This is a genomic window from Acinetobacter sp. AS167 (assembly GCF_037152175.1).
In the GTDB taxonomy this organism is placed as follows: Bacteria; Pseudomonadota; Gammaproteobacteria; order Pseudomonadales; family Moraxellaceae; genus Acinetobacter.
Genome location: NZ_JBBCMP010000005.1, coordinates 14,476 through 40,889 on the forward strand (window position 1 = coordinate 14,476; position 26,414 = coordinate 40,889).

The window sequence follows — 26,414 nt, forward strand, 5'->3', positions numbered from 1 at the left end:
ACTCATCAGGGAAATATATATGACAACTTATCAAGATATCAATAAAACATTGGATGTACACAATCATCCCTTTGCGCAAGCACATATTATTCAAAATGATCAAGAAGCATTAGAAATCGCGCAACAGTTGAGTCAGCAATTTAAAGAGAATGCGGTACTCCGTGATGCTGAAAGAATTTTACCATTTGATGAGGTTGAAGCTTTTAGTCAATCAGGGTTATGGGCCATCACAGTACCACGGCAATATGGTGGTGCAGAGGTCTCTAGTCATACTGTTGCTAAAATAATTGCATTATTCAGTGGCGTAGATGGCTCTATTGGTCAAATCCCTCAAAACCATTTTTATGCACTAGAAGTATTGCGTAATACAGGCACCGAGCAGCAAAAGAAAAAACTCTATAGCGAAGTACTTCAAGGCGCACGTTTTGGCAATGCTCTCGCTGAATTTAAGACCAAGACTGCTGCACAAAAGCATACCCAGATTAGTCAAACTGAACATGGTTATGTGGTCAATGGGGAAAAGTTCTATTGCACGGGCAGTCTATTTGCCCATCGTATTCCAACATTAGTTCGTGATGCTGAAGAACGTGAATATTTAGCTTTTATTTCTGCCGATGCACAAGGCTTACAACGTATCAATGATTGGTCAGGCTTTGGACAAAAAACCACAGGCAGTGGCACCGTTAAATTCAATCAAGTTTTTGTTGAATCTGAATATGTCATCCGTTTTGACACCGCATTTTCTGAACCCACCCTCGTTGGACCATTTGCACAAATTATGCATGCTGCGATTGAAACAGGCATTGCTCGTGCAGCATTTGAAGAAACAATAGAACGGGTTAAACAAGCACGCGCATGGATTGATGCCAATGTAGAACGTGCAGACCAAGATCCACTGACCACTTATGAATTAGGCCGTGTTGCTGCTGATGTAAGAGCAAGTGAGGCTTTATTAAAACAAGCTGCTCAATCTATTGATGCGGCAAAACCACAACCTACAGTTGAAAATATTGCCAAAGCCTCACTAGATGTAGCTAAAGTCCGTGCACACAGTACAGAAACAGCATTAAAAGCGTCTTCAAAATTGATCGAGTTGGCTGGAAGTCGCGGTAGTCAACGTGCCGATGGCTTAGATCGACATTGGCGCAATGTACGGGTACATACACTGCATGATGCATCACGCTGGAAATATTATTTTATTGGAAACTATGTATTAAACAACATCCTTCCACCACGCAGAGGGACATTGTAATGACAAATACATCTCAACATACAGCACCTAAAAAACAAATTTTACTCAATGCTTTTGACATGAACAGTGTCGGCCATATCAATCACGGCTTATGGACCCATCCGCGTGATGAATCTCATCGTTTTAATGAGCTCAATTACTGGACTGATCTCGCTAAGACCTTGGAGCAAGGTTTATTTGATGGGTTGTTTATCGCAGACATTACCGGTGTTTATGATGTCTACCAGAATGGTATAGATTTAACCTTAAAAGAGTCCATCCAACTGCCGAGTCATGACCCATCTACCCTGATTTCCGCAATGGCAGCTGTAACCCAAAATCTAGGTTTTGGCGTGACCGTAAACTTAAGTTACGAAACTCCGTACCAATTCGCACGGCGCTTCGCAAGTTTAGATCATCTGACACAAGGTCGGATTGGCTGGAATATTGTGACGGGGTATTTGGACAGTGCTGAACGCTTAATTGGGCAAAAAGGTTTAAAAGATCATGACTTACGTTATGAACAAGCTGAAGAATTTTTAGAGCTTTGCTATAAGTTTTGGGAAGGTTCTTGGGAAAATGATGCAATACAAAAAGATAAGCAAAAGCGTATTTTTACTGACCCTAAAAAAGTTCATCAAATTAACCATCAAGGGCGTTTTTATCAAAGCCAAGGTGTTTTCCAAGTCTCACCTTCACCACAGCGTACCCCTGTGCTCTTTCAAGCAGGTGCTTCACCACGCGGTTTAGCATTCTCCACACGTCATGCGGAATGTGTCTTTATTGGGGGTGATCAACCTGCAAAAATCAAACAACAAGTGGACAAGATTAGAGAATTGACTGTGCAACAAGGCCGTAATCCCGAAGATATTAAAATCTTTGTGGGAATCACAGTGGTTACAGCAGAAACAGATGAATTAGCTCAAGAAAAATTAGTTGAATATGCCCGCTATGCAAGTCCAGAAGCAGGTTTAGCACATTTCTCAAGTTCAGTCGGTATAGACCTATCCAAATATGCTGATGATGAGGCAATCCCATATCAACAAACCAATAGTATTGCTTCAGTCAATAATAAATTTAAGGAAAACCAGATCACGCCTAACGATCTTAAAGCACAGCATCAACTCGGTGGTCGTTATCCACTGATTGTTGGAAGTGGTGAAACAATTGCTGAAAAATTAATTCAGTTGATTGATGAAACAGGTATTGATGGCTTTAACTTAACTCGTACTGTTGCGCCTGAATCACATCATGACTTTATTCGTTTTGTTATTCCTGAACTTCAACAACGTGGCAGATTTAAAACCAAATATGAAAATGGTTCTTTACGTAACAAAATCTTTAAACAGGGTGATCATTTAACTCAACAACACCCTGCTGCTGATTTTCGATGTCAAAACTCAAATAATAACAACAGCATCGAAACGGCAGATCGGCAAAAGCAAACTGCCTAAATAACCTAATCAGCAAACATGATGAATTGAATAATTTCACTTTAAGGGGTGTCACATGACTCAAATAAACTCACCTGCAAATGGTAATCCATCCAAAAAATCAGGCTCCAAGAATAAATTTATTCTGTTTGGTGTGATCATTATTGCCGTGATTGCAGGACTTTTTTATTGGAACCAACATAAAAAAGCCGGTTCAGAAGAAATCACCATTGGTATTAGCCCACCCTTTGCCAAGCCTTTACAAGTTGCAGCAGAGGAAGCCAAGAAACAAGGGATTGATATTAAACTGGTAGAATTTTCAGATTGGAACACACCGAATATCACACTAAATCATGGTGATATTGATGCAAACTATTTCCAACACCAACCATTTTTAACCAATACATTAAAAGAAACTGATTTTAAACTGAAACCGATTGCCACAGGTGTGGCAACTCATGTGGGCTTATATTCTAAAAAATATGATTCCTTAGCGGCTGTCCCTGAAAATGCACGAGTAGTAATTCCAAATGACCCAGTCAACCAAGGTCGCGCACTGTTGCTTTTGCAACAGGCAAAACTCATCACCTTAAAAAATCCGAATAACCATTTATCGAACTTACAAGACATTATCTCAAATCCTAAAAACTTTAAATTTATTGAAGTTGAAGGACCTCAAACTGCGCGTGCTGTAGATGATGCTGATTTAGTATTTAGCTACCCGCTTTATTTACGTCTTGCAAAAACCATTGATCCAAACAAAGCATTATTACTCGATGATAATACCAATACCCGTTATGCGATCTTGTTTGTCGTAAAAGATGACTATGAGCAAAAGCACCCAGAAAAAGCCAAACAGTTAAAAGAGTTTGTAAAAATTTACCAGACTTCGGACAAGGTCAAACAGGCTTTGAATGATGATATTGGTGAAAATTTATGGTTCCCTGGTTGGAAATAAGGAATAACTCATGTCCCAAGTTTCCAAACTCAAAAACAAGAACCTGCTGATTGGTCTTGCTGTTGTCATCGTATTATTGGGGCTGTTTACCTATCGTTATGTACAAAATCAACAAAAGGATAATGTACTCACGATTGGCATTAGCCCACCTTATGCAGAATTACTACAAACAGTTGCCAAAGAGGTAGAGAAAGATGGTATCCATGTCAAACTGGTCGAATTTTCAGATTGGCAAGCGCCCAATGTTGCGGTGCAAAACCGTGACATTGACGCCAACTTTTTCCAACAAAGTGTATTTTTAAAAAATGCCATTAAACAAACCAATTACGATTTGCATGCTTTTGGTACAGGTAGCGGCAGCCATGTCGGTTTATATTCAAAACAATATAAATCCTTAGCAGCTTTACCTCAAAATGCTCGTGTTGTCATCCCCAGTGACCCCGTTAACTCTGCGCGTGCTTTGATCTTGCTACACCGCGCTGGGTTAATTCAAATCAAAGACATCAACAATGAACTTTCAACACTTCAAGATATTGTTGCAAACCCAAAACACTTGAAGTTTTTGGAAGTTGAAGGTCCACAAACAGCTTTAGCTTATGATGATGCAGATCTGATTTTTGGTTTTCCGCATTACTTAAATATGGCAAAAAAAGCCGATCCGCATAGTGCGCTGTTTTTAGATCCCGTTGATAAAAAGTACGCCATTCTTTTTGTGACACGTACCGATTATCAAGACAAAAATCAAAAGTTAGAGAAATTTATTCAAGCTTTCCAAAACTCACAGCAAGTTCGAGATATTTTAGATAAAGATTTCGGCAAAGATATGTGGTTTGCAGGCTGGAAATAAGGAGAATAGAAATGGTGAGTTTCGGTTCGCATGTTGATTTTTCAGTCCCTCATATCAAAATTCGTGATCTGAATAAATACTATGATGGGCAAGATCAACAGATCCATGCATTAAAAAATATCAACTTAGATATTCCTCAAGGCAAGATTTTCGGCATCATCGGTAAAAGTGGTGCAGGTAAATCTTCCTTAATCCGAACCTTAAATGGTTTAGAAGGTATTTCTGAAGGCAGTATTCATATTCATCAACAGAATTTGGCTGAACTCAGTCATGCTGAATTGATTCAAACACGGCAAAGAATCGGGATGATTTTTCAGCATTTTAATTTAATGTCTGCCAAAACCGTTTGGGACAATGTGGCATTGCCTTTAAAAATTGCCCATGTCGATAAAGCTGAAATTGAAACACGTGTCAACGATGTTTTAGATCTGGTCGGATTGGGAAATAAAGCACATAACTACCCTTCACAGCTGTCTGGTGGTCAAAAGCAACGTGTTGGTATTGCTCGTGCGCTGGTGCATCATCCAGAAATATTATTGTGTGATGAAGCAACGTCTGCACTTGATCCTGAAAGTACCTCAGTGGTTTTATCCTTGTTGAAAAAAATCAATCGAGAATTGGGGATTACCATTGTTTTAATTACCCATGAAATGCAAGTAATTCGTGAAATTTGCGATCAAGTGGTGGTGATTGAACATGGTGAAATTGTTGAGTCAGGACAAGTCTGGTCCGTGTTTTCACAGCCTCAGCAGAAAATCACACAAGAATTGTTAAACCTAGAACAGCTCGATTTGCCCTTTCCAGTGCATACAGAGCTGCAACAAGATTCCACCCATAGCATTTTAAAACTACGTTATGAAACCGATCCGAAAAACTCACCTGATTTAGTGGAACTTTTTAAAGTTTTTGAAAAATCGGTACATTTATATCAAAGTCACATCGACAATATCCAAAACCATTTGATTGGAACACTGATTGTCGGTACTGAACAAACCCATTTAGACCTGCATAATTTACAAGAAAGGTTAAAACATCAAATTGCGCAAATAGAGGTACTTGGCTATGCAAGAGCAACTCATTGATTTATTGCTGACCGGAACCATAGATACCTTACTGATGGTTGGTGTATCTGCCATTGTTGCCTTTTTGATCGGTTTACCTTTGGCCGTGATTTTGGTCAATACATCTGAGCAAGGGATTTACCCATCTAAAAAGATTAACCATGCATTAGGCACGGTGATTAATATTACCCGATCTGTTCCCTTTTTGATTTTAATGGTGGCACTGATTCCTTTAACCCGTTGGATTGTCGGAACCAGTTACGGAGTCTGGGCAGCTGTTGTTCCATTAACGTTAGCCGCGACACCTTTTTTTGCCCGTATTGCAGAAGTTAGCTTGCGTGAAGTCGATCAAGGTCTAATCGAAGCTGCACAAGCAATGGGCTGTAACCGTAAGCAAATCGTTTGGCATGTACTTTTACCTGAAGCCCTTCCCGGTATTGTGGCAGGTTTTACAGTCACAATTGTCACCATGATTAACTCCTCTGCAATTGCGGGTGCAATTGGTGCTGGTGGCTTAGGTGATATTGCCTACCGTTATGGTTATCAACGCTTTGATATGCAAATGATGTTTGCTGTGATTGTAGTCTTGGTGGCTTTGGTCATGATCGTTCAGGCATTTGGTGACAGTTTGGCAAGCCAGTTGGATAAGCGGAAGATTTGAACGGATTGATCCTTTTTTAAAATACGAACCCTATGACGTTATTTAAAAGGAAGATTTAGTTCCTTTTAAATAACGATTATTCTAAAATTATAACATTTGCATTAATCGCAATTACATTTTTTAAATGCTGAAGCCGGTTGAGGTTCAGTCGCTATACCAGACAATATCAACTCTTGTTCAAATTGTTCAGCAAGAAGTGAAGGCTCATATAAACCAACATAGCAACTACTGGACTTGGCTGGTTTAATATACATTTTGTCAGTATGCACTTCGACAGTCACATCTTTACCACCATCTTCTGACATTAACGTACAAAAGAAATTAGCCTTACAAGTATATGTTTTATTTTCGAGTTTAAATTGGATCCACCAATAATCTACACCGACTCTTAGAAAACCTGTCCAATATTCTGCGACACAAATCAAATAAGGTTTTTCTTTCTCTAAAATGTCCTTATCGCCATAATTATATACATCTGAATCATAACGATGTAAAAACTTGATTTCTGATATAGTCTTATTTGTCTTATTGACAAGGTTTACATTTGAATAATGTTTAGTCATTTTAAGTACTGCTATTCAATAAAGAAGTTAAAAAATAACCAATAAACATTGATCAACATATCCCTGAAATCAGGTAAATATTGTATAGATATAAGCATACTAGGGTTGGGAATATCCTAGTCAATAGAATTTATATGCCTTCACAATTTCTCTAACTACACTATTATTTTTGCTCAATAAAACTCTATTTACACTCAAATATTTAGCACAGGATATAATATAGTCATGATCTGTTTAAAAACTTATAGGTCGCAGACCTGACTTTGTCATGGCTTTCATGTAAAATCATCCGCAATTTTTATATAACACTTTGTGAGTTATTTCATGGGTTTTAATTGCGGTATTGTCGGCTTGCCGAACGTTGGTAAATCTACACTTTTCAATGCATTGACTAAAGCTGCTATTGCTGCGGAAAACTTCCCATTCTGTACCATTGAACCAAATACAGGCATCGTACCTGTACCTGATCCACGTTTAGACAAATTAACAGCCATTGTTAAACCACAACGTGTTATTCCAACTACGATGGAATTTGTCGATATTGCAGGTTTAGTTGCAGGTGCATCTAAAGGCGAAGGTTTGGGTAACCAATTCCTTGCAAATATCCGTGAAACTGATGCAATTGCACACGTTGTACGCTGTTTTGAAGATGAAAACGTAATTCATGTAAATGGTAAAATTGATCCATTAGATGATATTGCAACGATTAATACTGAACTTGCACTTGCTGACTTAGAAACCGTAACGAAAGCAGTTACACGTTTGGCAAAATCAGCTAAAAGCGGTGATAAAGAAGCGCTTGCAACAAAATCTGTTTTAGAAAAAATTCTACCTTTACTTGATGAAGGCAAGCCTGCTCGTGCAGCTGATTTAGATGATGATGAACGTAAACTTGTGCGTGGTTTTGGTTTAATGACATTAAAACCAACCATGTATATTGCAAACGTTGCAGAAGATGGTTTTGAAAACAACCCACACCTTGAAGCTGTGAAAAAGTTAGCTGCTGAGGAAAATGCAATCGTTGTTCCGCTTTGCAACCAAATCGAAGCTGAAATTTCATTGTTGGATGATGAAGATCGTGCTGAATTCCTTGAAGCATTAGGTATGGAAGAACCAGGTCTAAATGTGGTGATTCGTGCAGGTTATAGCTTACTTGGCTTACAAACTTACTTTACAGCAGGTGTTCAAGAAGTACGTGCTTGGACTGTAAAAGTGGGTGCAACTGCACCTCAAGCTGCGGGTGTAATCCACACTGACTTTGAGAAAGGCTTTATTCGTGCAGAATGTATCGCTTATGATGATTTCATCCAATACAACGGTGAAAACGGCGCTAAAGAAGCAGGAAAATGGCGTTTAGAAGGTAAAACTTACATCGTTCAAGATGGTGATGTCTTGCACTTCCGTTTTAACGTATAAGCAGATCTCATTCTTTGATGAGACAGGTTGAAGACTTCTTCAACCTGTTTTTTTTCATCATAGAATCTTTCGCTGGTTTTAGTTTGGTTTATAAATGTCTGACGAATACTTAAAACTTGTTTTCTAAATCTAGATTCAACGATCTGTTGATTGATTTGCGGATCACTTTGACCATTCCCCTTATCGATCTAATTTTAACTCTGCTTTTTAATGAAACACGTATTCAGGTTTTTATAAAAAAATATCAACATTTAAAATTATAATATTCCAGTAAATATACGCGATATTTATTTACATCTTAAAACGCGCCAAGCGTCTATCGCTAAGCCCCTGCCTCAATTGATCATCTCTATTTTGAAATCAGCTACACAATAATAAAGTTAAGTTGGTTGCACTTTTGATGCTCATATATAATAATGATAATTATTAGCATTATCACTATACTTAACATAACAGGATTGATTCATGGCTTACTCGCTTCCACAACTGCCTTATGCATACGATGCACTTGAACCTAATATTGATACAAAAACAATGGAAATCCACCATACCAAGCACCATCAAACCTATATCAATAATATCAATGCTACAGTTGAAGGTACGCCATGGGAAAAGTTGTCGATTGAAGAACTGGTTTCAAAAGTGAATGAATTTCCTGCTGATCTTAAAAATAGCGTGATTAATAATGGTGGTGGACATGCTAACCACTCTTTATTCTGGACAGTAATGAGTCCTCAAGGTGGTGGAGAGCCAATTAAACAAATCGCTGAAGCAATTGACAGAGATATTGGCGGTTTTGAAAACTTCAAAGAAGCTTTTACCAAAGCAGCACTGACACGATTTGGCAGTGGCTGGGCATGGTTGAGCGTTACCCCTGAAAAGAAAGTCATCGTAGAAAGCAGTGCCAATCAAGATTCACCACTGATGAATGGAAATATCCCGATTCTGGCTTTAGATGTCTGGGAACATGCTTATTATTTAAAATACCAAAATCGTCGTCCCGAATATATTGCGGCATTTTATAATGTTGTGAATTGGGAAGAAGTGAATCGCCGTTATTTAGAAGCAATTCAATGAAATACTATACAGACCATATGACGATGCCAATCTTCAATTCTTCAATGATTAAAAAAATAAAATTTTATATTGGTTGCGCCATTTTTTTCTTTGGTTTAGTGATTTTTATCAAAGAATTCTTATTCTAAGACAAACAAAAATATAGAAGTCGATACCCTTTAAGTCAGTTTAAATTACTGACTTAAAGGGTTTTATCATGAACTAGATTCTTTATCTTTCTAATTATTTCGCGTGTAAAGCGTCTAATGATTTTTCATCCATGGCAGTTCGTTGCTTTCTCGCTTCTGTTAGCATTTTTTCTTGTAGATCTTTACGAAAACCCAGCAAGAATACAAATTCAGCTAAAACAAATAATGGACCAATTGCTAAACCGACTAAATCGTCAACAAATGCGGGTTTTTTCTTTTCATAAAAATGCCCTACAAATTGGAATACCCATCCTACAACAAAAGTACCAATACTAATACTTAACCAAGTTCCCATGCCCAATTGCGCAATTTTATAGGCAAATGGATAGGCTACTGCATAAATAACCAACATTAAAAAGCCCAATGATTTATCCAAACTCAAATAATAAATCACACTTAAAACCAATAGAATCAATGCCAAAGTGATTTCAAAACTTGAAAGCATCACCCCAGCTCTAGCCGTTAAACACATGATTGAAAATACGATCATCGGAATACCAATAAAATGCGTAAATACATTTTTATGGTCTAAATGATAAGCTGCGTATTGGCTAAGAAGTTGCTCTAATCTATTCATTTTCAGCGTCCTTGTTAATCTCTTCATTTCACTATATAAAAGCGCTAAGATAAAAGTTGTCGTCTACCTGACAACTTGAATTGATTTTTCATTTAAATTTTCAAAGAAGTAGATAACAACAGCTTTCACAATAAACTTATTGATACATTATGGCCTGTGATTGTGTCATATTTCCGCTAAATTATTGCTCTTGAAGGAGGATTGTAAATGGTTCTACTCAGCGCTTATCGTTACTGATTTTATCTAAGGTAATTTCTACCCTACTAACTGCTGTTAGATATATTTTAAAATCAAAGCAAAGATTAACCATGATATATAAAAGGACATATTGTGCTGAATTCAACGGATCTTGAATTATTATCAAAGAATTTATGGTATTCACAACTGCCTATTCCTTTTCAACAATTGATTCAACAACGAGCCCATTATCAAAAATTTGAGCGTGATCAAGCGATTTTCAGATCAGGCGATCTATTTAATGGCATCTATGCCGTCTTAGATGGTCGGGTACGCTTAGGCTATATTGATATTGAAGGAAATGAATCCGTTGCTGCTATTGCAGAACCAATTATGTGGTTTGGAGAAATTTCTTTGGTGGATCAGCAACCACGTTCTCATGATGCAATTGCTGTTGGAAAATGTTTAATTTTACATCTCCCCAGCCAAGCGATTCAGAAAATTTTAAATGACTATCCGCAATATTGGTTCCATATCGCCCAATTGACCAGTCAAAAACTTCGCTATGCTTTTTTAGAACTCATTTCAATTCAAACCCAACATATACGACAACGATTAGCTCAGCGTTTGATGTTTATCTTAAACGGCTATGGCAATCATATCCGTATTGAAAATAACATCATTCATTTATCACAAGAACAATTGGCATTGCTGCTCAAATGCTCACGTCAGACCATTAACCAAGAATTACATTTACTCGAACAACAAGGCGTTTTAAAAATTGCCTTTAAAAAAATAGAAATTTTAGATATCAAGCAATTACATTCTATTGCTCACTCACTAGGCCAACTCTAATTTAACACATCACTTTTCTACTTTTAGATAAATATTAAATTCACCTTAAACGGCTGGAATATATAATCATTTCATAAATAAAATATACAAATAATCTATTCTACTTTGTGAAAAATACAATTATATTTTAGCGAGGCGCTAATGCCATCTCAATAAAAGTTGAAATAAATGAAAAAAATCACAACATTGCTCACAGCGGGATTATTCACTGTACTTAGCGCTTCTGCTTTTGCTTGTCCTAAAGGTACAACATTGGTTGGTGGTACAGGCCCAAATCATAAAGGTGGCAAATGCGTCGCTGCAAATCCTGCAGCTCAAGCGACTCAAAAAGCGACCGCTGCAAGCACAAAAGCCAAAGCAGATGTGAATCAAGCCAAAGACAAAAGCATAGCTGCAACCAAAGCTGTTGAAGCGAAACCGAAAGAAGCAGCGACAAAGCTAAAAACAGAGACTGCCGCAAGCAAAGCAAAAGCGGAAGCAACAACCAAAGCAGTGAAAAATGACGCTGCTGCAAAATCAACTGCTGCTAAAGACAAAGCAGTGAAAACAGCATCGACCAATCCGTTAAAACCTTAAGCAACGAAAAGCTTACTTAACGAACGTTCATATGAATTAAAAAAATGGCGCATATTTGCGCCATTTTTTCTAAGACCATTTAAAAAATATTATTATTTGCTTTGGTATTGCCTAAACTGGGATTTTCAATTGCATCTTTGCATTGTGCTTTATCACGTTCATATTGCGATTGATTTTTTTGCATCTCACCATCTTTTTCAAGTGTCGATCTTGCCCAAGTATCTAAACTGGTCATGGCTTTACGACACAAAGCGTATTTACCTTCTGTCACTGAATCGGTCATTTTGACGTTGATACGCCAGTCTGTACTTAACTTTCTTAAAGGTTTACGTACATTATCTTCAATCAAATTTAATTGCTTACGGTAGACAAAGGGTTCAACCTGATTAATCAATTTCCATGCTTCGTTGGCATAGGTTGTCGCATCATTGGTTAGTTTTGGCGCAGCTTTAATTTCAACTTTTTCTTTAGGTTCAGGAGATGAATTACCACATGCTTGTAAACCTAAAACGCCTAACATCAAGGTCATACTCAATAATAATTTCGACTGATTTGCGAACATAAAGTTACGCCTAAATAAACATTTCGCTACTATGCTAGTAAATTCGGGTAGAATACACAATCTTGATTTTACCTTTTGTTTTACTCTCGTTTTAGGTGTCCTGTGTCAGAGCACAATCCCTCAGTCCAAACTGCTGGCTTTTGGCAAGGCGCTAAAGACAGTCAAGCCATCATCTTTACTTATCTGCCTGTATCTTTTGCCTTTGGTGTATCCGCGACCCAATTTGGTTTTAGTGCATGGGAAGCCTTATTTCTATCTTGCTCTATGTACGCTGGAGCTAGCCAATTTCTTGTGGTTGCATTATTGGGCAGTGGTACATCTATTTGGATGACAGCACTTACAGTCATTGCACTGGATATTCGCCACGTACTTTACGGGCCAGCCTTACAAAACCTGATTCAGGACCGTTTAAACCTAAAAAAGACTGCAGTATGGGCATGGGGTTTAACCGACGAAGTTTTTGCGGCTGGAATGATTAAACTTTCCCAACGTCGTCAAGAATGGTCAGAGTCTTGGATGCTAGGACTCAGCTTGTTTAGCTGGATGTCATGGGCCTTAGGTTCATTTTTAGGTGGTTTATTTGCAGATCAAGTCAGCGACTTGCCGCAATTTTTACAAGCCGCTTTAGACTTCTTGTTACCTGCATTGTTCTTAAGCTTCTTACTGGCAGCCTTTGAGAAAAAACATACTTTTGTGGTTGCCGTATCTTTAGTGGTTTCCGCATTGGCCTGTTATTTTATCAACATGTCTGCAGCAATTTTTATTGGGATTGCGTCTGGAATTTTAGCGGGATTATTTAAACATTATGTTTTAAAGCAAACTGATGAAGTGAGTATTTAAAGTGGATTTACAGATTATTTTGGTGGGGATATTGGTCGGTATTGCAAACTTTGCTTCACGCTTTGGTCCATTCTATCTGCTGCAAAAAAGCCAACAACACACACAATCTCGTGGCGCAACATGGTTAAAAATTGCATTAGGCAGTATCGGAATTGCAGCAATCAGTTCAATGTTAATTGTTGCTACTCTTCCGCCATTGATCGAAACCCCAAATAAAAGTTTTGCGATGTTGGTGGGCTTTATTGTACTCACAGGATTGTATTTTAAATTTAAAAGAATTGTCTTGGCGACTCTCACAGCAGCATTAGCCTATGGTTTGGTCTATACCTATTTGTAGTTTTGTTGATTGTAGTTCATTTTAATGCATCAGTAAATCAACGTTTAAATTTAAAGTCTCTAGGATTTAAAATGCTTTCATCTAATCAATTTACAATAAAAAACCATGTGAATTAATTGGTTGTGTATGATTTCTTTCCAATATAATATTTAAAATACGCAACTTGATATGTTTATCGCACACTTACCTTCTGGCTATATACTGGCTAAACTTTTACTCCAGAAATTTAAACAGACAAAAATCACCAATAAAGCTTTTTTTACGCTGATTATGCTTGGTGCAGTTTTTCCTGATATTGATTTATTCTATTTCTATTTATTCGATCATAGATCGGTACACCACCATAAGTATTTTTTACATTGGTTTTCGTTTTGGATTCCAATCTTTCTAATTGCTTTATTTTATTTCATCCATTCAAAATATACGGCTAAACCTGCCCTAATGATCAGTCTTTTTTCGGGTGCTGCCCTGCTACATATCGGGTTGGATACTTTTGTAGGTGATGTTTGGCTTTTTGCACCGTTTATTGATCAACCCTATGTGTTTTTTGAAGTAAGCTCACGTTATCAGCCGTGGTGGTTAAACTTTATTCTGCATTGGTCGTTTTTTATAGAACTACTGATATGCCTTATTGCATTGATTATGTTGGTTGGTAAAAAGAATTGATCAAAAAATTATTGATCAACTTTCTTGCGCAAATTCAAAGCTACTTCATTTGCAGTGACAAACAATCTAGAAGCTAAAGACTTTATAAAAAAATCTGTTAGACAATATCATTATTTTATGTCAATCAGCCCTTAACACACGCCTGAGTTCTGCTATGCTAACAGTCCATAAGACAAGCATGGAAGAATAGCATGAGCGTTACTATTGGTACTCCACTTCAATCATCTGCCTTTAAAGTTTTACTGTTAGGTTCAGGAGAGCTTGGTAAAGAAGTGGTGATTTCATTACAACGACTTGGTGTTGAAGTTCACGCGGCAGATCGCTACGAAAATGCACCTGCCATGCAAGTTGCCCATTTCTCTTATAGCTTAAACATGGCGGACGCAACAGAATTAAAAGCTTTAATTGAAAAAGTAAAACCTAATCTTATTGTCCCAGAAATTGAAGCGATTGCTACTCAAGTATTAGTCGAAATCGAACAACAAAATATTGCAACAGTGATCCCTTCAGCAAAGGCAGTGAATTTAACGATGAACCGTGAAGGGATTCGTCGATTAGCGGCGGAAGAACTTGGTTTACCCACTTCCGCTTACCGTTTTGCCAATACCTTAGAAAGCTTCCGTTCTGCATGTGATGACATTGGTTATCCGAACTTTGTTAAACCTGTAATGTCTTCCTCTGGTAAGGGGCAATCTCGTGTCAAAGAATATGCTGAAGTAGATGCGGCTTGGGAATATGCTCAAACTGGTGGTCGGGTAAATCAAGGTACAGTCATCGTTGAGTCACAAATTGACTTTGATTTTGAAATCACCTTACTCACTGTACGTTCGAAAAATCCAGAAACAGGTGGAATTGAAACCGCTTATTGTGATCCGATTGGACACCGTCAAGACTCAGGCGACTATGTAGAAAGTTGGCAGCCCCAAGCAATGACAGAAGCAGCTTTAAATGAAGCCAAACGCATTGCCAATAAAGTCACTGTAGCACTTGGTGGATGTGGGATTTTTGGGGTAGAACTGTTTGTAAAAGGTGATAAAGTATGGTTTAGTGAAGTATCACCGCGTCCACACGATACAGGCTTAGTCACACTTGCATCACAATTCCAAAGCGAATTTGAATTACATGCACGTGCGATTTTGGGTTTACCTGTCAATACTGAACGACATAGTATTGCTGCAAGTGCTGTAATCTATGCAGGTATGGATGCAAAGAATCTTTCATACTCTGGCTTAAATCTTGCTTTGCAAAATCCTGCGACAGACTTACGCCTGTTCGGTAAACCTGAAGGATTTAAACGTCGCCGTATGGGCGTGGCAACAGCACGTGCTGAAACAACAGACCAAGCACGTGAACTTGCACAAGAAACGGCTGCAAAAGTCACAGTTCATTTAAACAACTAGCCAATATATTTGCGGACAAGACATCCATGATCAACACCTCTCCTCTGTTGGAATATGTAACTGATATACATGACATTAAAGCGATTAATCAATGGCGTAGCGATGTCGAACAACAGTTAAATGAGGCTTATGATCATGGTACAACAATACGCGAAATTGTCCGTACCCGCTCAAATGTGGTAGATGAAGCCCTTATGTTTCTATGGAAACATTCCGGGCTGGATCAAACAGATCTCGGTTTATTTGCTGTTGGCGGCTATGGACGGCGCGAAATGTTGCCCTATTCCGATGTCGACATCATGATTCTTTCAGAAGAAGATCTTTCTCCTGAACAAGAACAAACGGTGACGCAATTTATTTCTACACTTTGGGATGTGGGGAATTTTAAACCCGGTATCAGTGTACGTACTATCCGAAGTTGTTTTGAACAAGCCACCAATGATCTCACTGTTGCAACCTCACTGATTGAAGCACGATTGATTATTGGTAATCAACATCTGGCAAGATGGCCTCGTCGTGTCGTTTCACAAACTTGGACAGATAAGACTTTCTTTGATGCCAAGATGGATGAACAAGCGCAACGTTATGCGCAACATAACAATACTGAAAGTAATTTAGAACCCGACATTAAAAATGCACCCGGCGGTATTCGGGACATTAACCAAATTGGCTGGATTGCCAAACGGCATTTTCGAGTCAATCGTATTTACGACTTGGTTCATTTGGGTTTTATTTCTGAATTTGAATTGGGCGTTCTAGAGGAAGCTGAAAACTTTCTTTGGGAAATCCGCCATCATTTACATCGTTTAACTAAACGTGATGAAAATCGTCTATTGTTTGATTATCAACGTGATATTGCTGCTAAATTTGGCTATACGCGAGAAGATGATCATCATCCAAATTATCCAATTGAACAGTTCATGAAGCGTTATTATCGTACCGCGCAGCAGGTTTCGACCTTAAATGAAATGTTATTGGCTTATTTCAATGAGTCGGTGATTACTCCACGTTTACCCGACTATGAACGTAAAATCGAAAATATTAACGAACATTTTAAACTGGTTGATGGCAAGCTCGCAGTTCAACAACATAAAATTTTTTCCGAAAATCCAAGTGCGATTTTAGAAATTTTCTATATCTTAGCGAATCGCCCTGAAATTGAGGGTATTCGTGCACGTACACTGCGTCTTTTGACCTTAGCTGCAAAAAGAATTGATCAAGCATTTCGTGATAATCCAACCCATCAAGCACTATTCATGGCGATCATTCGCTCTCCATATCGTTTATACGAAACCATGGTGGCAATGAAGCGTTATGGTGTATTAGGAAATTATATTCCTGCTTTTGGGCAAATCATGGGACTGATGCAATATGACTTGTTCCATATTTATACCGTCGATGCACATACCTTACTGTTAATTCGTAATTTAAATCGTTTTAAAGAACCCGGCTTTGCCAAAGACTATCCTGTTGTCAGTTCTGTATTTCAACGCTTAGTCCGCCGTGACATCGTATTCCTTGCTGCATTATTCCATGATATTGCCAAAGGCCGTGGTGGAGATCACAGTGAACTTGGCGCTGAAGATGCAATTGAATTCTGTCTTGCGCATGGGTTTACTGAGCGCGAATGTAATCTGGTTGCTTGGCTCATCCAAAACCATTTACTGATGTCGATGACCGCACAGAAAAAAGATATTTCTGATCCAGATGTGGTGAAAGAGTTTGCTGAAAAGCTTGGTGATATGGAGCATTTAGATTATCTCTATACACTGACAGTTGCCGATATCAATGCCACCAATCCAAAACTTTGGAATACATGGCGCTCTTCTTTGATGCGTCAACTCTATACCCATGCGCGTGATGTAATTCGTTCTGGTTTGGGTCGACCTGTTGATTATCAAATGCTGATTGAAGATACCAAATTCTCTGCAAGCGAAGTCTTGGTGGATGAGTTTCCACTCGATCAGGTTGAAAAGGTTTGGCAAGAGCTTGGGGACGAATACTTCCTTAAAGAATCCGCAGATGAAATTGCATGGCATACTCGCGCCATTTTGCAACACGGCGACAACCCTGCACCATTGGTGCTCATGCGTGCGCACCGTAAAGCCGCACAAGATGCTGTACAGATCTTTATTTATACTCAAGACCAACCCAATCTGTTTGCTACCACAGTGGCAATTTTGGATCGTATGAATTTAGATGTCCAAGATGCACGGATTATCACTGCAACCAAAGCCTTTAGTTTAGATACTTATGTGGTCTTGGATCGTTTCGGTACCTTATTAACCGATCCTGAACGTGAAGAAACAGTCAAACAGGCGTTAATTAAAGCCTTAAGCGAATCAGATAAATATCCGGGTTTGATGCAACGTCGTATTCCACGTCAACTTCGCCACTTCGATATTGAAAATACCGTGGATGTAACACTGAACGAAGCTTTGCAGCAAAATATGGTAGAAATCTCTACTCTCGACCAACCGGGCTTACTCGCACGCGTTGGTGGTTTATTTATGATGCAAGGTTTAGACATACATTCTGCTAGAATCGCCACGCTGGGTGAAAAAGCAGAAGATATTTTCTTTGTCACCAAAAAAGATGGCACCCCCCTCACTGAAGCTGAGGCTGAAGTCTTTACCGCAAAATTAAAAGCGGCATTAGACGAAGCATCAAATCAAATCTGTGGGCAACATTAATCTTACTTTCTATCGTGGTAATTGTTTCATGAACTCTAGTTTGTCTTTATTACATCCTTATCCATTTGAAAAGTTAAGCCAGCTTTTTCAGGATGTAAAACCTGCAGATTTACCTTTGATCCCACTTTCAATTGGAGAACCAAAGCATCCTGCTCCTGAGTTTGTGAAGCAAGCGATCATTGATAATTTTCAGCACCTTTCAACTTATCCAAACAGTAAAGGTTTACCCGAACTTCGTGAAAGTATTGCTCAGTGGCTAACCCGTCGTTTTAAGCTGAATGCGATCAGTGCGGAAGATCATGTTCTTCCGGTAACAGGTACACGTGAGGGAATTTTCTCTTTTGTACAAGCCTTGATTAATCGTGATGACGCACCTTATGTGGTAATGCCTAATCCGTTCTATCAAATTTATGAAGGTGCGACTCTTTTAGCTGGTGCCAAGCCATACTTTGTCAACTGTACCGACGACAACAATTACCTTGGTGATTTTGATGCTGTACCTGCTGAAGTTTGGGAAAAAACCGCACTTTTGTTTGTTTGTACGCCGGGAAATCCTACTGGTGCGGTACTTTCAAAAGCACAATTTAAAAAGCTAATAGCACTTTCTGACCAATATGATTTTGTGATTGCGTCTGATGAATGTTACTCAGAATTATGGTTTGATGAAGCACCTATCGGCTTATTGGAAGTCTGTGCTGAATTAGGTCGTGACGATTATAAAAATTGTATCGTGTTCCATTCACTGTCTAAGCGTTCAAACTTACCGGGTATGCGCTCAGGTTTTGTTGCTGGTGATGCAAACGTACTTAAACCTTATTTAAAATTCCGTACTTATCACGGCGCTGCAATGCCAGTCCAGCATCAATTGGCTTCAATTGTTGCTTGGAACGATGAAACACATGTTGAAGAAAATCGTAGACTGTATCGTGCTAAGTTTGATTTGTTCCAAAATGAACTCGGTCATCTTTTACCATTACAAAAGCCTGATGCAGGTTTCTATTATTGGTTAAAAGTCGATCATGATGAAAACTTTGCCAAAATGTTAATGGAAAAAGCCAACATTAAAGTTTTACCGGGGCGTTATTTGTCTCGTGATACTGAACAAGGCAATCCTGGTGAAGGTCATGTTCGTATGGCATTGGTCGCAGATATTGCTCAATGTGAGCAAGTGATTCAGCGTCTGAAAACCATTTTATAAAAAATGTTGTTATAAAAAATGCCCCAAATTTGGGGCATTTTTTGTGGTGTTTAAAAATCAAATGCAGCACTTAGCATGAATGTACGAGGTTGCCCAGCAACCAAGTAACCGTTATTGGTGTTAGAAGTACTGTTGATGTTATCGAATAGACCAACTGATGACCAATAGTTTTTATCGAAGACATTATTTACACGGAAATTAAAAGTTGTCGGCGTTTGCCCCAACTGAGTTTTATATGTCGCACCAAGATCTAAAGTTGTCCAATCACCTACTTTCAATTTGTTGTCTAAACTCGCATAAGTCGAACCTGTATAAGTGACTTGAGCATTTAAAGACACATCGTTAACTGTTGGCAATTTCCAATCAGCACCAACATTTGCTTGAAATTCTGCAACACCCACCTCCTTTTTATTATCGTAGTTAACATTTCCTGTATTTTTTTGCTTTGCATCAATCCAAGTTGCACCACCTAACACTTTTAAAGAATCAGTCAATTGACCAAAAGTATTGAGTTCAACACCACGATGTACATATTTACCCGCATCACTAAAAATACTGTTTTCAAGTACTGCGCGCTGCTTATCGATATCAAAAAAACTTAGGCTTGCACCAAACTGATCATTTTCATATTTGGCACCAATTTCTTTTTGTTTAGCAACGAATGGTTTGAGTGTTGTGGTTTCTTTCGTCGTTGAATTGGTATTACTCAAACCTTTAGCTAAAGATTCAATATAATTTGCATAAACTGAAACTTCAGGCAGAATTTTATAACTTAGACCCAAAGCAGGGGTAAACTTACTTTCATCATACTCACCTGATTTAGTTGAAGTTCCATAATTATAGTTTTCTTGCATGATGGTTTGATAACGTCCACCGAGCATGACTGTTAATTTATCATCTAAAGCTTTGAGGTTATCGCCAATGGCAATACTTCTTAAACGCGTCCTAGTCGTTAATTTAGGTGTATCTAAGTTATTCCCAAACAACGCATTTTGTGAATAAGCAGGTTGATCATACTGGATTGGATTATAGATATTGTTGGCTAATATATTTTTATAGTCCATCACATAAGCATTGCGAGTGTTCTGTTGAAATGCCGATGCAGATAGCACTAAATTATGTTCAATTGAACCTGTGTTTACTTTACTACGCACACCAACTTCACCAGTATTGACCATATCTACACGCGTATTGTCAAATCGATAAATGGTTCCCGCGCCTGTTTTCTGATTGGTCAATGTCATATTTGCTAAACTGTTTTGCTCTTCGCCATGTCGAAAACCATAAGCAGCATAAGCTGTTAAATTATCTGCTAAATCATATTCAGCACGATAACTTCCGAAGACATCCTCTTCATTTGAATACGTCCATTTTTGTGCAAAGTTATCTGAGCCATCAATTGCTTTCGGAATCTCGGTAATACCCGCGCCTAAAGTCACGTTTGGACGAGTCGATTTTAAACGATTATTCACATAACCCATATCTCCAGAAACACGTAAACGATCACCACGGTAATCCAAACCTATAGAAGCTAAGCCTAAAGATGCTTTTTCATTATCAACAGCAGTATCACCCCCATGATATGCTGTGTTTACTCGTACGCCGAATTGTTGATCTTCACCAAAACGGCGAGAAATATCATTGGCAATATAACCGCCATTAAAGTCCGTACCTACTGTGACACGATTAAGTGGTTCGTTACTTGCACGTTTCGGCAATAGGTTAATTGCACCACCAATCCCACCATTACTTGGCATTGCTCCATTTAAAAATGAGGATGCCCCTTTTAACACTTCAACACGTTCAAACAGCTCTGCAGGAATATACTGACGTGGTAAAATTGAATATAAGCCATTATAGGCTGTGTCATCTGAGCCCAAGTTAAAGCCACGAATATAATAATTTTCTTGGAAATTACCAAAACCACGTCCGACACGAACACTTGGATCCGCTCTTAAAATATCCCCAACACTTTTTGCTTGTCGCTCTTGAATATATTGATTGGTATAACTGGTTAGATTAAACGGTGTATCTATATTTTTCTGATTGCCAAATATCCCAACTTTACCACCAGAAGCCACCTGTCCTCCAGCAAATGCTGGCATTAAGCCCTCTGCTGATGCATCTGCACTTGCGACTACTGTAATCGTACTCAGTTGTTTTGCATTGCCATTATTCGACTGAGACAATGAAGCATCTTGTTGTTCAGCATGCGCAATTGCAGCACTCGTCGCCACTGCCATCATCACAATTAAGGGTTTAATTTTTCGCATAGGAGGCTCTAAAACAGTCATCTAAATTAAGCCGCCATATTAAATGATAATCACTCTTACTTAAACTTACTTTCTCATTTTGTAAGCGTGATTTTTTAAATAAAAAAGCAATATCTCATGGTATTTATTTATTAAAAAATATTATAAATTGCGAATGGTCTTGTAGTTTTTATAAAAAATTATACTAATCACTAAAGTTTTCATATTAAAAACATATAAATAATTTTATCCGCTCAACCTATCTAATAATCAATGCATTAAAACAACAAATGTCGCTAACTTGAATGCCCCCTCTATAGCAAAATTTAACTACTTAACTTTCAAAAAATCACATTAAGCGCTGTATTGCAACTTGACCAAACATAGAGCCTTTAGAGATACTCAACTTATCTCTACTCATTTAAAAAACTAAAATGAAATCGCATGACCCAATGAAAAAAAAGCGCATAAACTCAAAACTCGGGATCATTATTGCAATTATTTTTATTGTGCTAATCGTCGCTTTTATTGGATGGAAATCTTCAAATAAAAAACAGACTTCTTCAGAAAATGCAGCAACATCCGCTTCTAACGCAAAACCAGCACTAACTGTAACGGTGATACAGCCCGAGCTACAAAACTGGAAGCAAAACTTTACAGCCAATGGCAATATTGCTGCATGGCAAGAAGTGGTGATTGGCAGTGAACTTTCGGGGCAACGAATTACCAAAGTGAATGTCAACGTTGGAGATAGCGTACAACGTGGGCAAGTTTTGGCTGAAATTAATAGCGAAAGTATTCGTGCAGAATTGGCGACAGCAAAAGCCAATTATGCAGAAGCGAAAGCTGTGCTAGCGGATGCCAGCATCAATAATCAACGTATTCAACAACTCAAAAATACCGGTGCAATTTCACAACAAGAAGCAACAAAATATCTAACCTCTCAAAGTACAGCTCAAGCCCGCTTAGATGCAGCCAAAGCCCAAATTGACACCAATCAGCTTCGTTTAACACAAACTCAAGTGATTGCACCCGATCATGGAGTTATTTCAGCACGTACAGCAACAGTTGGCTCATTGGCACAAACGGGACAAGAACTGTTCCGCTTGATCCGTGATAACCGTTTGGAATGGCGTGCCGAAGTAACCTCGACAGACTTATATAAACTTAAAAAAGGCATGACAGCGCATATCATCTCACCTGATCCTAGCCGTTCAGCCGTTTCAGGTAGCGTTCGGATGATTGCACCAGTCATTGACCCGCAAACACGTTATGGCTTGGTCTATGTGGATATACCTACTACTGATGCTGTTCGTATGGGTATGTTTGTCAAAGGTGAGTTTGATCTAGGCGAAAAGCCAGCACTAACAGTGCCTCAAACCGCAGTACTTTTACGAGATGGTTTCTCTTATGTGTTTATTGTCAATAAAGATAATCGAGTAACTCAACAGAAAGTCACACTTGGTCGACGTTTAAATGATCGTGTTGAAATTGTTGATTTAGCAGCAAACACTCAACTGGTTGCCTCTGGAACAGGATTCTTGTCAGATGGTGATTTAATCAAACGTGGGCAAGCGATTCCAGATACACCATTGACCAAACAACTCGTTAGCACGCAGGAGAAATAACATGAATTTCTCCGCTTGGTCGATTAAGAATCCGATTCCCGGTATTTTGCTTTTTATCATGCTTGGTTTAGCGGGTTTGATGTGTTTTCATTGGATGAAAATACAACAATTTCCCGATATTGAACTACCAATGGTCACGGTCACAGCTGCTTTACCAGGTGCAGCACCTCCCCAACTGGAAACTGAAGTTGCACGTAAAATTGAGAACTCGATTGCAACCTTACAGGGGCTTAAAAATCAATATACCAATATCCAAGATGGTGTAGTCACCGTAACCGCAGAGTTTCAACTGGAAAAACCACTACAAGAAGCTGTTGATGATGTACGTAACGCCGTTTCACAAGTACGTTCAGATTTACCCGCGGATCTTCGTGATCCAATTGTCAGTAAAATTAACCTTTCAGGTTCACCAATTCTCACCTATACCATCCAATCCCCCCGTATGGATGAGGAAGCATTGTCTTGGTTTGTGGATTATGACGTTGCGCGTGCTATGTTAAAAGTCAAAGGGGTTGGTGCGGTTTCTCGTGTAGGCGGTGTCACTCGCCAAGTTGAAGTTGAGGTTGACCCTGAAAAACTCTTGGCATTAAATGCCACAGCAACAGACATCACCCGACAATTACGCCTTGTTCAACAAGATGCTTCTGGCGGACAAACCAAAATAGGTGGCAGTGAACAGTCTATTCGTACTATTGCCACAGTAAAAACTGCTGCTGAAATTGCAGCAATGGATATTTCCTTGAGTGATGGTCGCCATATTCGGCTGGATCAAGTTGCCAGTATTCGCGATGGCATTGCTGAACGACGCTCTGCTGCACTGTTAAATGGTCACCCTGTGATTGGCTTTGAAATTACTCGCAGTAAAGGTGCGAGTGAGGTTGATGTTGAAATCGGTGTAAAAGAGGCGCTTGAAACATTAAAAGCATCTCATCCCGATATTAAAATCACAGAAGCATTTAACTTCGTAAACCCCGTGGTTGATAACTATAAAGGTTCGATGTCTTTACTCTATGAAGGTGCGCTTCTTGCAATCTTGGTGGTTTGGCTATTTCTACGTGATTGGCGTGCCACGATCATTGCTGCAACTGCTCTACCTTTGTCAATTTTACCTGCCTTAATTGGAATGTATTACCTAGGTTTTACTTTAAATATTGTCACACTATTAGCCATGTCTCTGGTTGTTGGGATACTGGTTGATGATGCCATTGTAGAAATTGAAAATATCATCAGGCATCTTCGAATGGGGAAAACACCTTATGAAGCTGCGATGGAGGCAGCCGATGAAATTGGTTTAGCCGTGATTGCCACAACCTTTACCTTGATCGCAGTGTTCTTACCCACTGCCTTTATGAGTGGAATTGCGGGTAAATTCTTTGTGCAATTTGGCTGGACAGCGGCTTTGGCTATTTTTGCCTCGCTCTTAGTGGCACGCTTACTGACGCCTATGATGTCAGCCTATATTCTTAAACCATGGGTTGGTAAAGTTGAAAGTCATCATGATAATCAAGTATTAGATGATCAAAGTCAAACAATCAAAGATCATGGTGATCTTGAACTTCAACATGACCGTGCCAAAGATGGTCGGATGATGCGTGCATATATGCGGATGGTTACGTGGTGTTTAAATCATCGTTGGATTACCTTAAGCAGTGCGATCATATTTTTTATTGCTTCACTGATGCTCATCCCATTACTCCCTACAGGCTTTGTTCCACCACCTGACACTGGGCAGACCCAAGTGCGTATAGAGCTTCCACCAGGTTCACAATTTCCAGATACCTTAAAAGCAGCTGAATACGCCCGTAGTTTAATAAAAGACCATCCTGAGATTAAAAGTATCTATACCACCATTGGAGGTGGTTCAGCAGGTACAGATCCATTTGCGGGTGGTGCATCGAGTGAACCAAGAAAAGCAACCTTAACCATTCAAATCACAGCACGTTCTGACCGCGCTGCGAGTCTACAAAAAATTGAAAATGACTTGCGACAACGTTTAGCCCCACTGCCTGGTGCACGAATTCAAGTCGGTATTGCAGGCAATAACAGCCAATATCAAATTGCGCTGTCAGGAGATGACCCAGATGTATTAATCACGACAGCACGTCAAGTAGAACGAGAAATTCGTACTATTCCTAATATTGGCAGTATTACCTCAAGCGCAGCATTGATTCGCCCTGAATTGGTGATTCGCCCTGACTTTGCAAAAGCTGCGGATTTAGGCATTACCACGCAAAATATCGCTGAAACTGTGCGTATTGCCACGGCGGGAGATTTTGATCAGAACTTGGCAAAATTAAATCTTTCGCAACGACAAATTCCGATTGTCATCAAACTGCCATTGTCTGCACGTCAAGACCAAGATCTAATTAAACGCTTAATGATTACAGGTAGTAAAGGTCCAGTGATGTTAGGCACCATTGCACAAGTCAATATTGAAAGTGGTCCTTCACAAATTGACCGTTTTAACCGTTTACGTAACATCAACTTTAATATTGAGCTCAATGATCAGCCTTTAGGCGATGTTGCGGCTGCTGTAGATAAACTTCCAACCATCAAAAACTTACCACCGACAGTAAAACGTACCAATCTGGGTGATGCCGATGTGATGGAACAGCTCTTTGCAAGCTTTGGTTTAGCTATGCTGACAGGCGTATTGTGTATCTATGTCGTCTTAGTGCTACTGTTTAAAGATTTCCTACAACCGATCACCATTTTAGTGGCATTACCTTTGGCGCTGGGTGGTGCGTTTGTGCTACTGCTTTTAGCAAAAAGTAGTTTTTCGATGCCAAGTTTGATTGGCTTAATCATGCTGATGGGAATTGCCAGTAAAAACTCTATTCTTTTGGTCGATTATGCAATTATAGCCCGCAATCAACGGCAGTATTCACGTATGAATGCCCTATTAGATGCCTGCCATAAGCGTGCACGCCCCATTATTATGACCACTTTAGCGATGGGTGCGGGGATGTTTCCGATTGCCTTAGGAATAGGTACAGATCCAAGTTTTAGAGCACCGATGGCAATTTCTGTAATTGGTGGACTGATTACCAGTACCTTTTTATCATTATTAGTTATTCCTGTTGTGTATACTTTTATTGATGATATTCACAACATGTTATTTAAACGTAATAAAGCCAATAAATCGAACGAAGCAAGCGTATCTCATTCTTGATTTTTTAAATTGAATCAGATGCTCAACCAGAACTAATTGTTAGACC

22 protein-coding genes are annotated in these 26,414 nt (G+C 38.9%); 18 read left to right on the forward strand and 4 right to left on the reverse strand.

Features of this window, described 5'->3' with window-relative positions; translation table 11 throughout:
- The first annotated feature begins 19 nt into the window (after positions 1 to 19).
- The 6 genes from WFN33_RS10430 to WFN33_RS10455 are packed head-to-tail and all read left to right on the forward strand — an operon-like array spanning position 20 to position 6,191.
- Positions 20 to 1,252, forward strand: coding sequence for an SfnB family sulfur acquisition oxidoreductase (locus WFN33_RS10430; protein ID WP_336953005.1), 1,233 nt, complete (start codon positions 20 to 22; stop codon positions 1,250 to 1,252).
- Positions 1,252 to 2,685, forward strand: a complete 1,434-nt coding sequence (locus tag WFN33_RS10435) for an LLM class flavin-dependent oxidoreductase (RefSeq protein ID WP_336953006.1) — start codon at positions 1,252 to 1,254, stop codon at positions 2,683 to 2,685. Before WFN33_RS10430 ends, WFN33_RS10435 begins: the two co-directional genes overlap by 1 nt.
- Positions 2,686 to 2,740: 55 nt before the next feature.
- Positions 2,741 to 3,622, forward strand: coding sequence for a MetQ/NlpA family ABC transporter substrate-binding protein (locus WFN33_RS10440; protein WP_336953007.1), 882 nt, complete (start codon positions 2,741 to 2,743; stop codon positions 3,620 to 3,622).
- Positions 3,623 to 3,632: 10 nt separating this feature from the next.
- Complete coding sequence (locus WFN33_RS10445; RefSeq protein WP_336953008.1) at positions 3,633 to 4,469, forward strand: MetQ/NlpA family ABC transporter substrate-binding protein; 837 nt, start codon at positions 3,633 to 3,635, stop codon at positions 4,467 to 4,469.
- Between the two features lie 11 nt (positions 4,470 to 4,480).
- Positions 4,481 to 5,551 (forward strand): methionine ABC transporter ATP-binding protein, encoded by a 1,071-nt coding sequence (locus WFN33_RS10450; protein ID WP_336953010.1) that lies wholly within the window; start codon positions 4,481 to 4,483, stop codon positions 5,549 to 5,551.
- Positions 5,532 to 6,191, forward strand: a complete 660-nt coding sequence (locus WFN33_RS10455) for a methionine ABC transporter permease (protein WP_336953011.1) — start codon at positions 5,532 to 5,534, stop codon at positions 6,189 to 6,191. The genes WFN33_RS10450 and WFN33_RS10455 overlap by 20 nt, the downstream gene beginning before the upstream one ends.
- A gap of 101 nt (positions 6,192 to 6,292) precedes the next feature.
- On the opposite strand, the gene WFN33_RS10460 is transcribed toward WFN33_RS10455, so the two are convergent.
- On the reverse strand, positions 6,293 to 6,754 hold the full coding sequence (locus WFN33_RS10460; RefSeq protein ID WP_336953012.1) for a hypothetical protein: 462 nt from the start codon (positions 6,752 to 6,754) through the stop codon (positions 6,293 to 6,295).
- A 324-nt stretch (positions 6,755 to 7,078) separates the two neighbouring features.
- Here WFN33_RS10460 and ychF point away from each other — a divergent pair, with 324 nt between their 5' ends.
- A complete protein-coding gene (gene ychF / locus WFN33_RS10465) occupies positions 7,079 to 8,170 on the forward strand; it encodes a redox-regulated ATPase YchF (protein ID WP_336953014.1) in 1,092 nt (363 codons plus the stop codon).
- Between the two features lie 465 nt (positions 8,171 to 8,635).
- A complete protein-coding gene (locus tag WFN33_RS10470) occupies positions 8,636 to 9,247 on the forward strand; it encodes a superoxide dismutase (RefSeq protein ID WP_336953016.1) in 612 nt (203 codons plus the stop codon).
- A gap of 222 nt (positions 9,248 to 9,469) precedes the next feature.
- On the opposite strand, the gene WFN33_RS10475 is transcribed toward WFN33_RS10470, so the two are convergent.
- A complete protein-coding gene (locus WFN33_RS10475) occupies positions 9,470 to 10,012 on the reverse strand; it encodes an Mpo1 family 2-hydroxy fatty acid dioxygenase (RefSeq protein WP_336953017.1) in 543 nt (180 codons plus the stop codon).
- A 330-nt stretch (positions 10,013 to 10,342) separates the two neighbouring features.
- Here WFN33_RS10475 and WFN33_RS10480 point away from each other — a divergent pair, with 330 nt between their 5' ends.
- A complete protein-coding gene (locus tag WFN33_RS10480) occupies positions 10,343 to 11,044 on the forward strand; it encodes a Crp/Fnr family transcriptional regulator (RefSeq protein ID WP_336953018.1) in 702 nt (233 codons plus the stop codon).
- A gap of 168 nt (positions 11,045 to 11,212) precedes the next feature.
- On the forward strand, positions 11,213 to 11,620 hold the full coding sequence (locus tag WFN33_RS10485) for a hypothetical protein (RefSeq protein ID WP_336953019.1): 408 nt from the start codon (positions 11,213 to 11,215) through the stop codon (positions 11,618 to 11,620).
- A gap of 79 nt (positions 11,621 to 11,699) precedes the next feature.
- Here WFN33_RS10485 and WFN33_RS10490 read toward each other — a convergent pair whose 3' ends face one another.
- Positions 11,700 to 12,182: a hypothetical protein gene (locus tag WFN33_RS10490; protein WP_336953020.1), complete on the reverse strand. Its 483-nt coding sequence runs from the start codon at positions 12,180 to 12,182 to the stop codon at positions 11,700 to 11,702.
- Between the two features lie 102 nt (positions 12,183 to 12,284).
- Between WFN33_RS10490 and WFN33_RS10495 the strand changes: the two genes are divergently transcribed.
- From WFN33_RS10495 to dapC, 6 genes are all read left to right on the forward strand, one after another.
- Positions 12,285 to 13,022: an AzlC family ABC transporter permease gene (locus tag WFN33_RS10495; protein WP_004720941.1), complete on the forward strand. Its 738-nt coding sequence runs from the start codon at positions 12,285 to 12,287 to the stop codon at positions 13,020 to 13,022.
- 1 nt (position 13,023) lies between these two features.
- The gene (ygaH, locus tag WFN33_RS10500) at positions 13,024 to 13,359 is read left to right on the forward strand and encodes an L-valine transporter subunit YgaH (RefSeq protein WP_004821146.1); all 336 of its coding nucleotides are present in this window, start codon (positions 13,024 to 13,026) and stop codon (positions 13,357 to 13,359) included.
- Between the two features lie 168 nt (positions 13,360 to 13,527).
- A complete protein-coding gene (locus tag WFN33_RS10505; protein ID WP_336953021.1) occupies positions 13,528 to 14,025 on the forward strand; it encodes a metal-dependent hydrolase in 498 nt (165 codons plus the stop codon).
- A 191-nt stretch (positions 14,026 to 14,216) separates the two neighbouring features.
- Entirely contained in the window at positions 14,217 to 15,425 is a 1,209-nt protein-coding gene (gene purT / locus WFN33_RS10510) for a formate-dependent phosphoribosylglycinamide formyltransferase (protein WP_336953022.1), read from the forward strand.
- Positions 15,426 to 15,451: 26 nt separating this feature from the next.
- Positions 15,452 to 18,118 (forward strand): [protein-PII] uridylyltransferase, encoded by a 2,667-nt coding sequence (gene glnD / locus WFN33_RS10515; RefSeq protein ID WP_336953023.1) that lies wholly within the window; start codon positions 15,452 to 15,454, stop codon positions 18,116 to 18,118.
- Positions 18,119 to 18,146: 28 nt separating this feature from the next.
- Positions 18,147 to 19,316 carry a succinyldiaminopimelate transaminase gene (gene dapC / locus WFN33_RS10520; protein ID WP_336953025.1) on the forward strand — a complete coding sequence of 390 codons (1,170 nt, stop codon included), beginning with the start codon at positions 18,147 to 18,149 and terminating at the stop codon, positions 19,314 to 19,316.
- Positions 19,317 to 19,366: 50 nt separating this feature from the next.
- On the opposite strand, the gene WFN33_RS10525 is transcribed toward dapC, so the two are convergent.
- Positions 19,367 to 21,589 (reverse strand): TonB-dependent receptor, encoded by a 2,223-nt coding sequence (locus WFN33_RS10525; RefSeq protein WP_336953027.1) that lies wholly within the window; start codon positions 21,587 to 21,589, stop codon positions 19,367 to 19,369.
- A 431-nt stretch (positions 21,590 to 22,020) separates the two neighbouring features.
- Here WFN33_RS10525 and WFN33_RS10530 point away from each other — a divergent pair, with 431 nt between their 5' ends.
- Together WFN33_RS10530 and WFN33_RS10535 are read left to right on the forward strand one after the other, a co-directional pair.
- Positions 22,021 to 23,196, forward strand: a complete 1,176-nt coding sequence (locus WFN33_RS10530; protein WP_442892794.1) for an efflux RND transporter periplasmic adaptor subunit — start codon at positions 22,021 to 22,023, stop codon at positions 23,194 to 23,196.
- 1 nt (position 23,197) lies between these two features.
- Entirely contained in the window at positions 23,198 to 26,368 is a 3,171-nt protein-coding gene (locus WFN33_RS10535; RefSeq protein WP_336953029.1) for an efflux RND transporter permease subunit, read from the forward strand.
- The last annotated feature ends 46 nt before the right edge of the window (positions 26,369 to 26,414 follow it).

Coding starts and splice junctions, on each gene's coding strand:
- WFN33_RS10470 (WP_336953016.1), top strand. CDS start 8,636: ATGGCTTACTCGCTTCCACAACTGCCTTATGCATACGATGCACTTGAA.
- purT (WP_336953022.1), top strand. CDS start 14,217: ATGAGCGTTACTATTGGTACTCCACTTCAATCATCTGCCTTTAAAGTT.
- ychF (WP_336953014.1), top strand. CDS start 7,079: ATGGGTTTTAATTGCGGTATTGTCGGCTTGCCGAACGTTGGTAAATCT.
- WFN33_RS10460 (WP_336953012.1), bottom strand. CDS start 6,754: ATGACTAAACATTATTCAAATGTAAACCTTGTCAATAAGACAAATAAG.
- WFN33_RS10530 (WP_442892794.1), top strand. CDS start 22,021: ATGAAAAAAAAGCGCATAAACTCAAAACTCGGGATCATTATTGCAATT.
- WFN33_RS10485 (WP_336953019.1), top strand. CDS start 11,213: ATGAAAAAAATCACAACATTGCTCACAGCGGGATTATTCACTGTACTT.
- WFN33_RS10505 (WP_336953021.1), top strand. CDS start 13,528: ATGTTTATCGCACACTTACCTTCTGGCTATATACTGGCTAAACTTTTA.
- WFN33_RS10455 (WP_336953011.1), top strand. CDS start 5,532: ATGCAAGAGCAACTCATTGATTTATTGCTGACCGGAACCATAGATACC.
- WFN33_RS10475 (WP_336953017.1), bottom strand. CDS start 10,012: ATGAATAGATTAGAGCAACTTCTTAGCCAATACGCAGCTTATCATTTA.
- WFN33_RS10445 (WP_336953008.1), top strand. CDS start 3,633: ATGTCCCAAGTTTCCAAACTCAAAAACAAGAACCTGCTGATTGGTCTT.
- WFN33_RS10430 (WP_336953005.1), top strand. CDS start 20: ATGACAACTTATCAAGATATCAATAAAACATTGGATGTACACAATCAT.
- WFN33_RS10450 (WP_336953010.1), top strand. CDS start 4,481: ATGGTGAGTTTCGGTTCGCATGTTGATTTTTCAGTCCCTCATATCAAA.
- WFN33_RS10525 (WP_336953027.1), bottom strand. CDS start 21,589: ATGCGAAAAATTAAACCCTTAATTGTGATGATGGCAGTGGCGACGAGT.
- WFN33_RS10535 (WP_336953029.1), top strand. CDS start 23,198: ATGAATTTCTCCGCTTGGTCGATTAAGAATCCGATTCCCGGTATTTTG.
- WFN33_RS10435 (WP_336953006.1), top strand. CDS start 1,252: ATGACAAATACATCTCAACATACAGCACCTAAAAAACAAATTTTACTC.
- WFN33_RS10490 (WP_336953020.1), bottom strand. CDS start 12,182: ATGTTCGCAAATCAGTCGAAATTATTATTGAGTATGACCTTGATGTTA.
- WFN33_RS10440 (WP_336953007.1), top strand. CDS start 2,741: ATGACTCAAATAAACTCACCTGCAAATGGTAATCCATCCAAAAAATCA.
- glnD (WP_336953023.1), top strand. CDS start 15,452: ATGATCAACACCTCTCCTCTGTTGGAATATGTAACTGATATACATGAC.
- dapC (WP_336953025.1), top strand. CDS start 18,147: ATGAACTCTAGTTTGTCTTTATTACATCCTTATCCATTTGAAAAGTTA.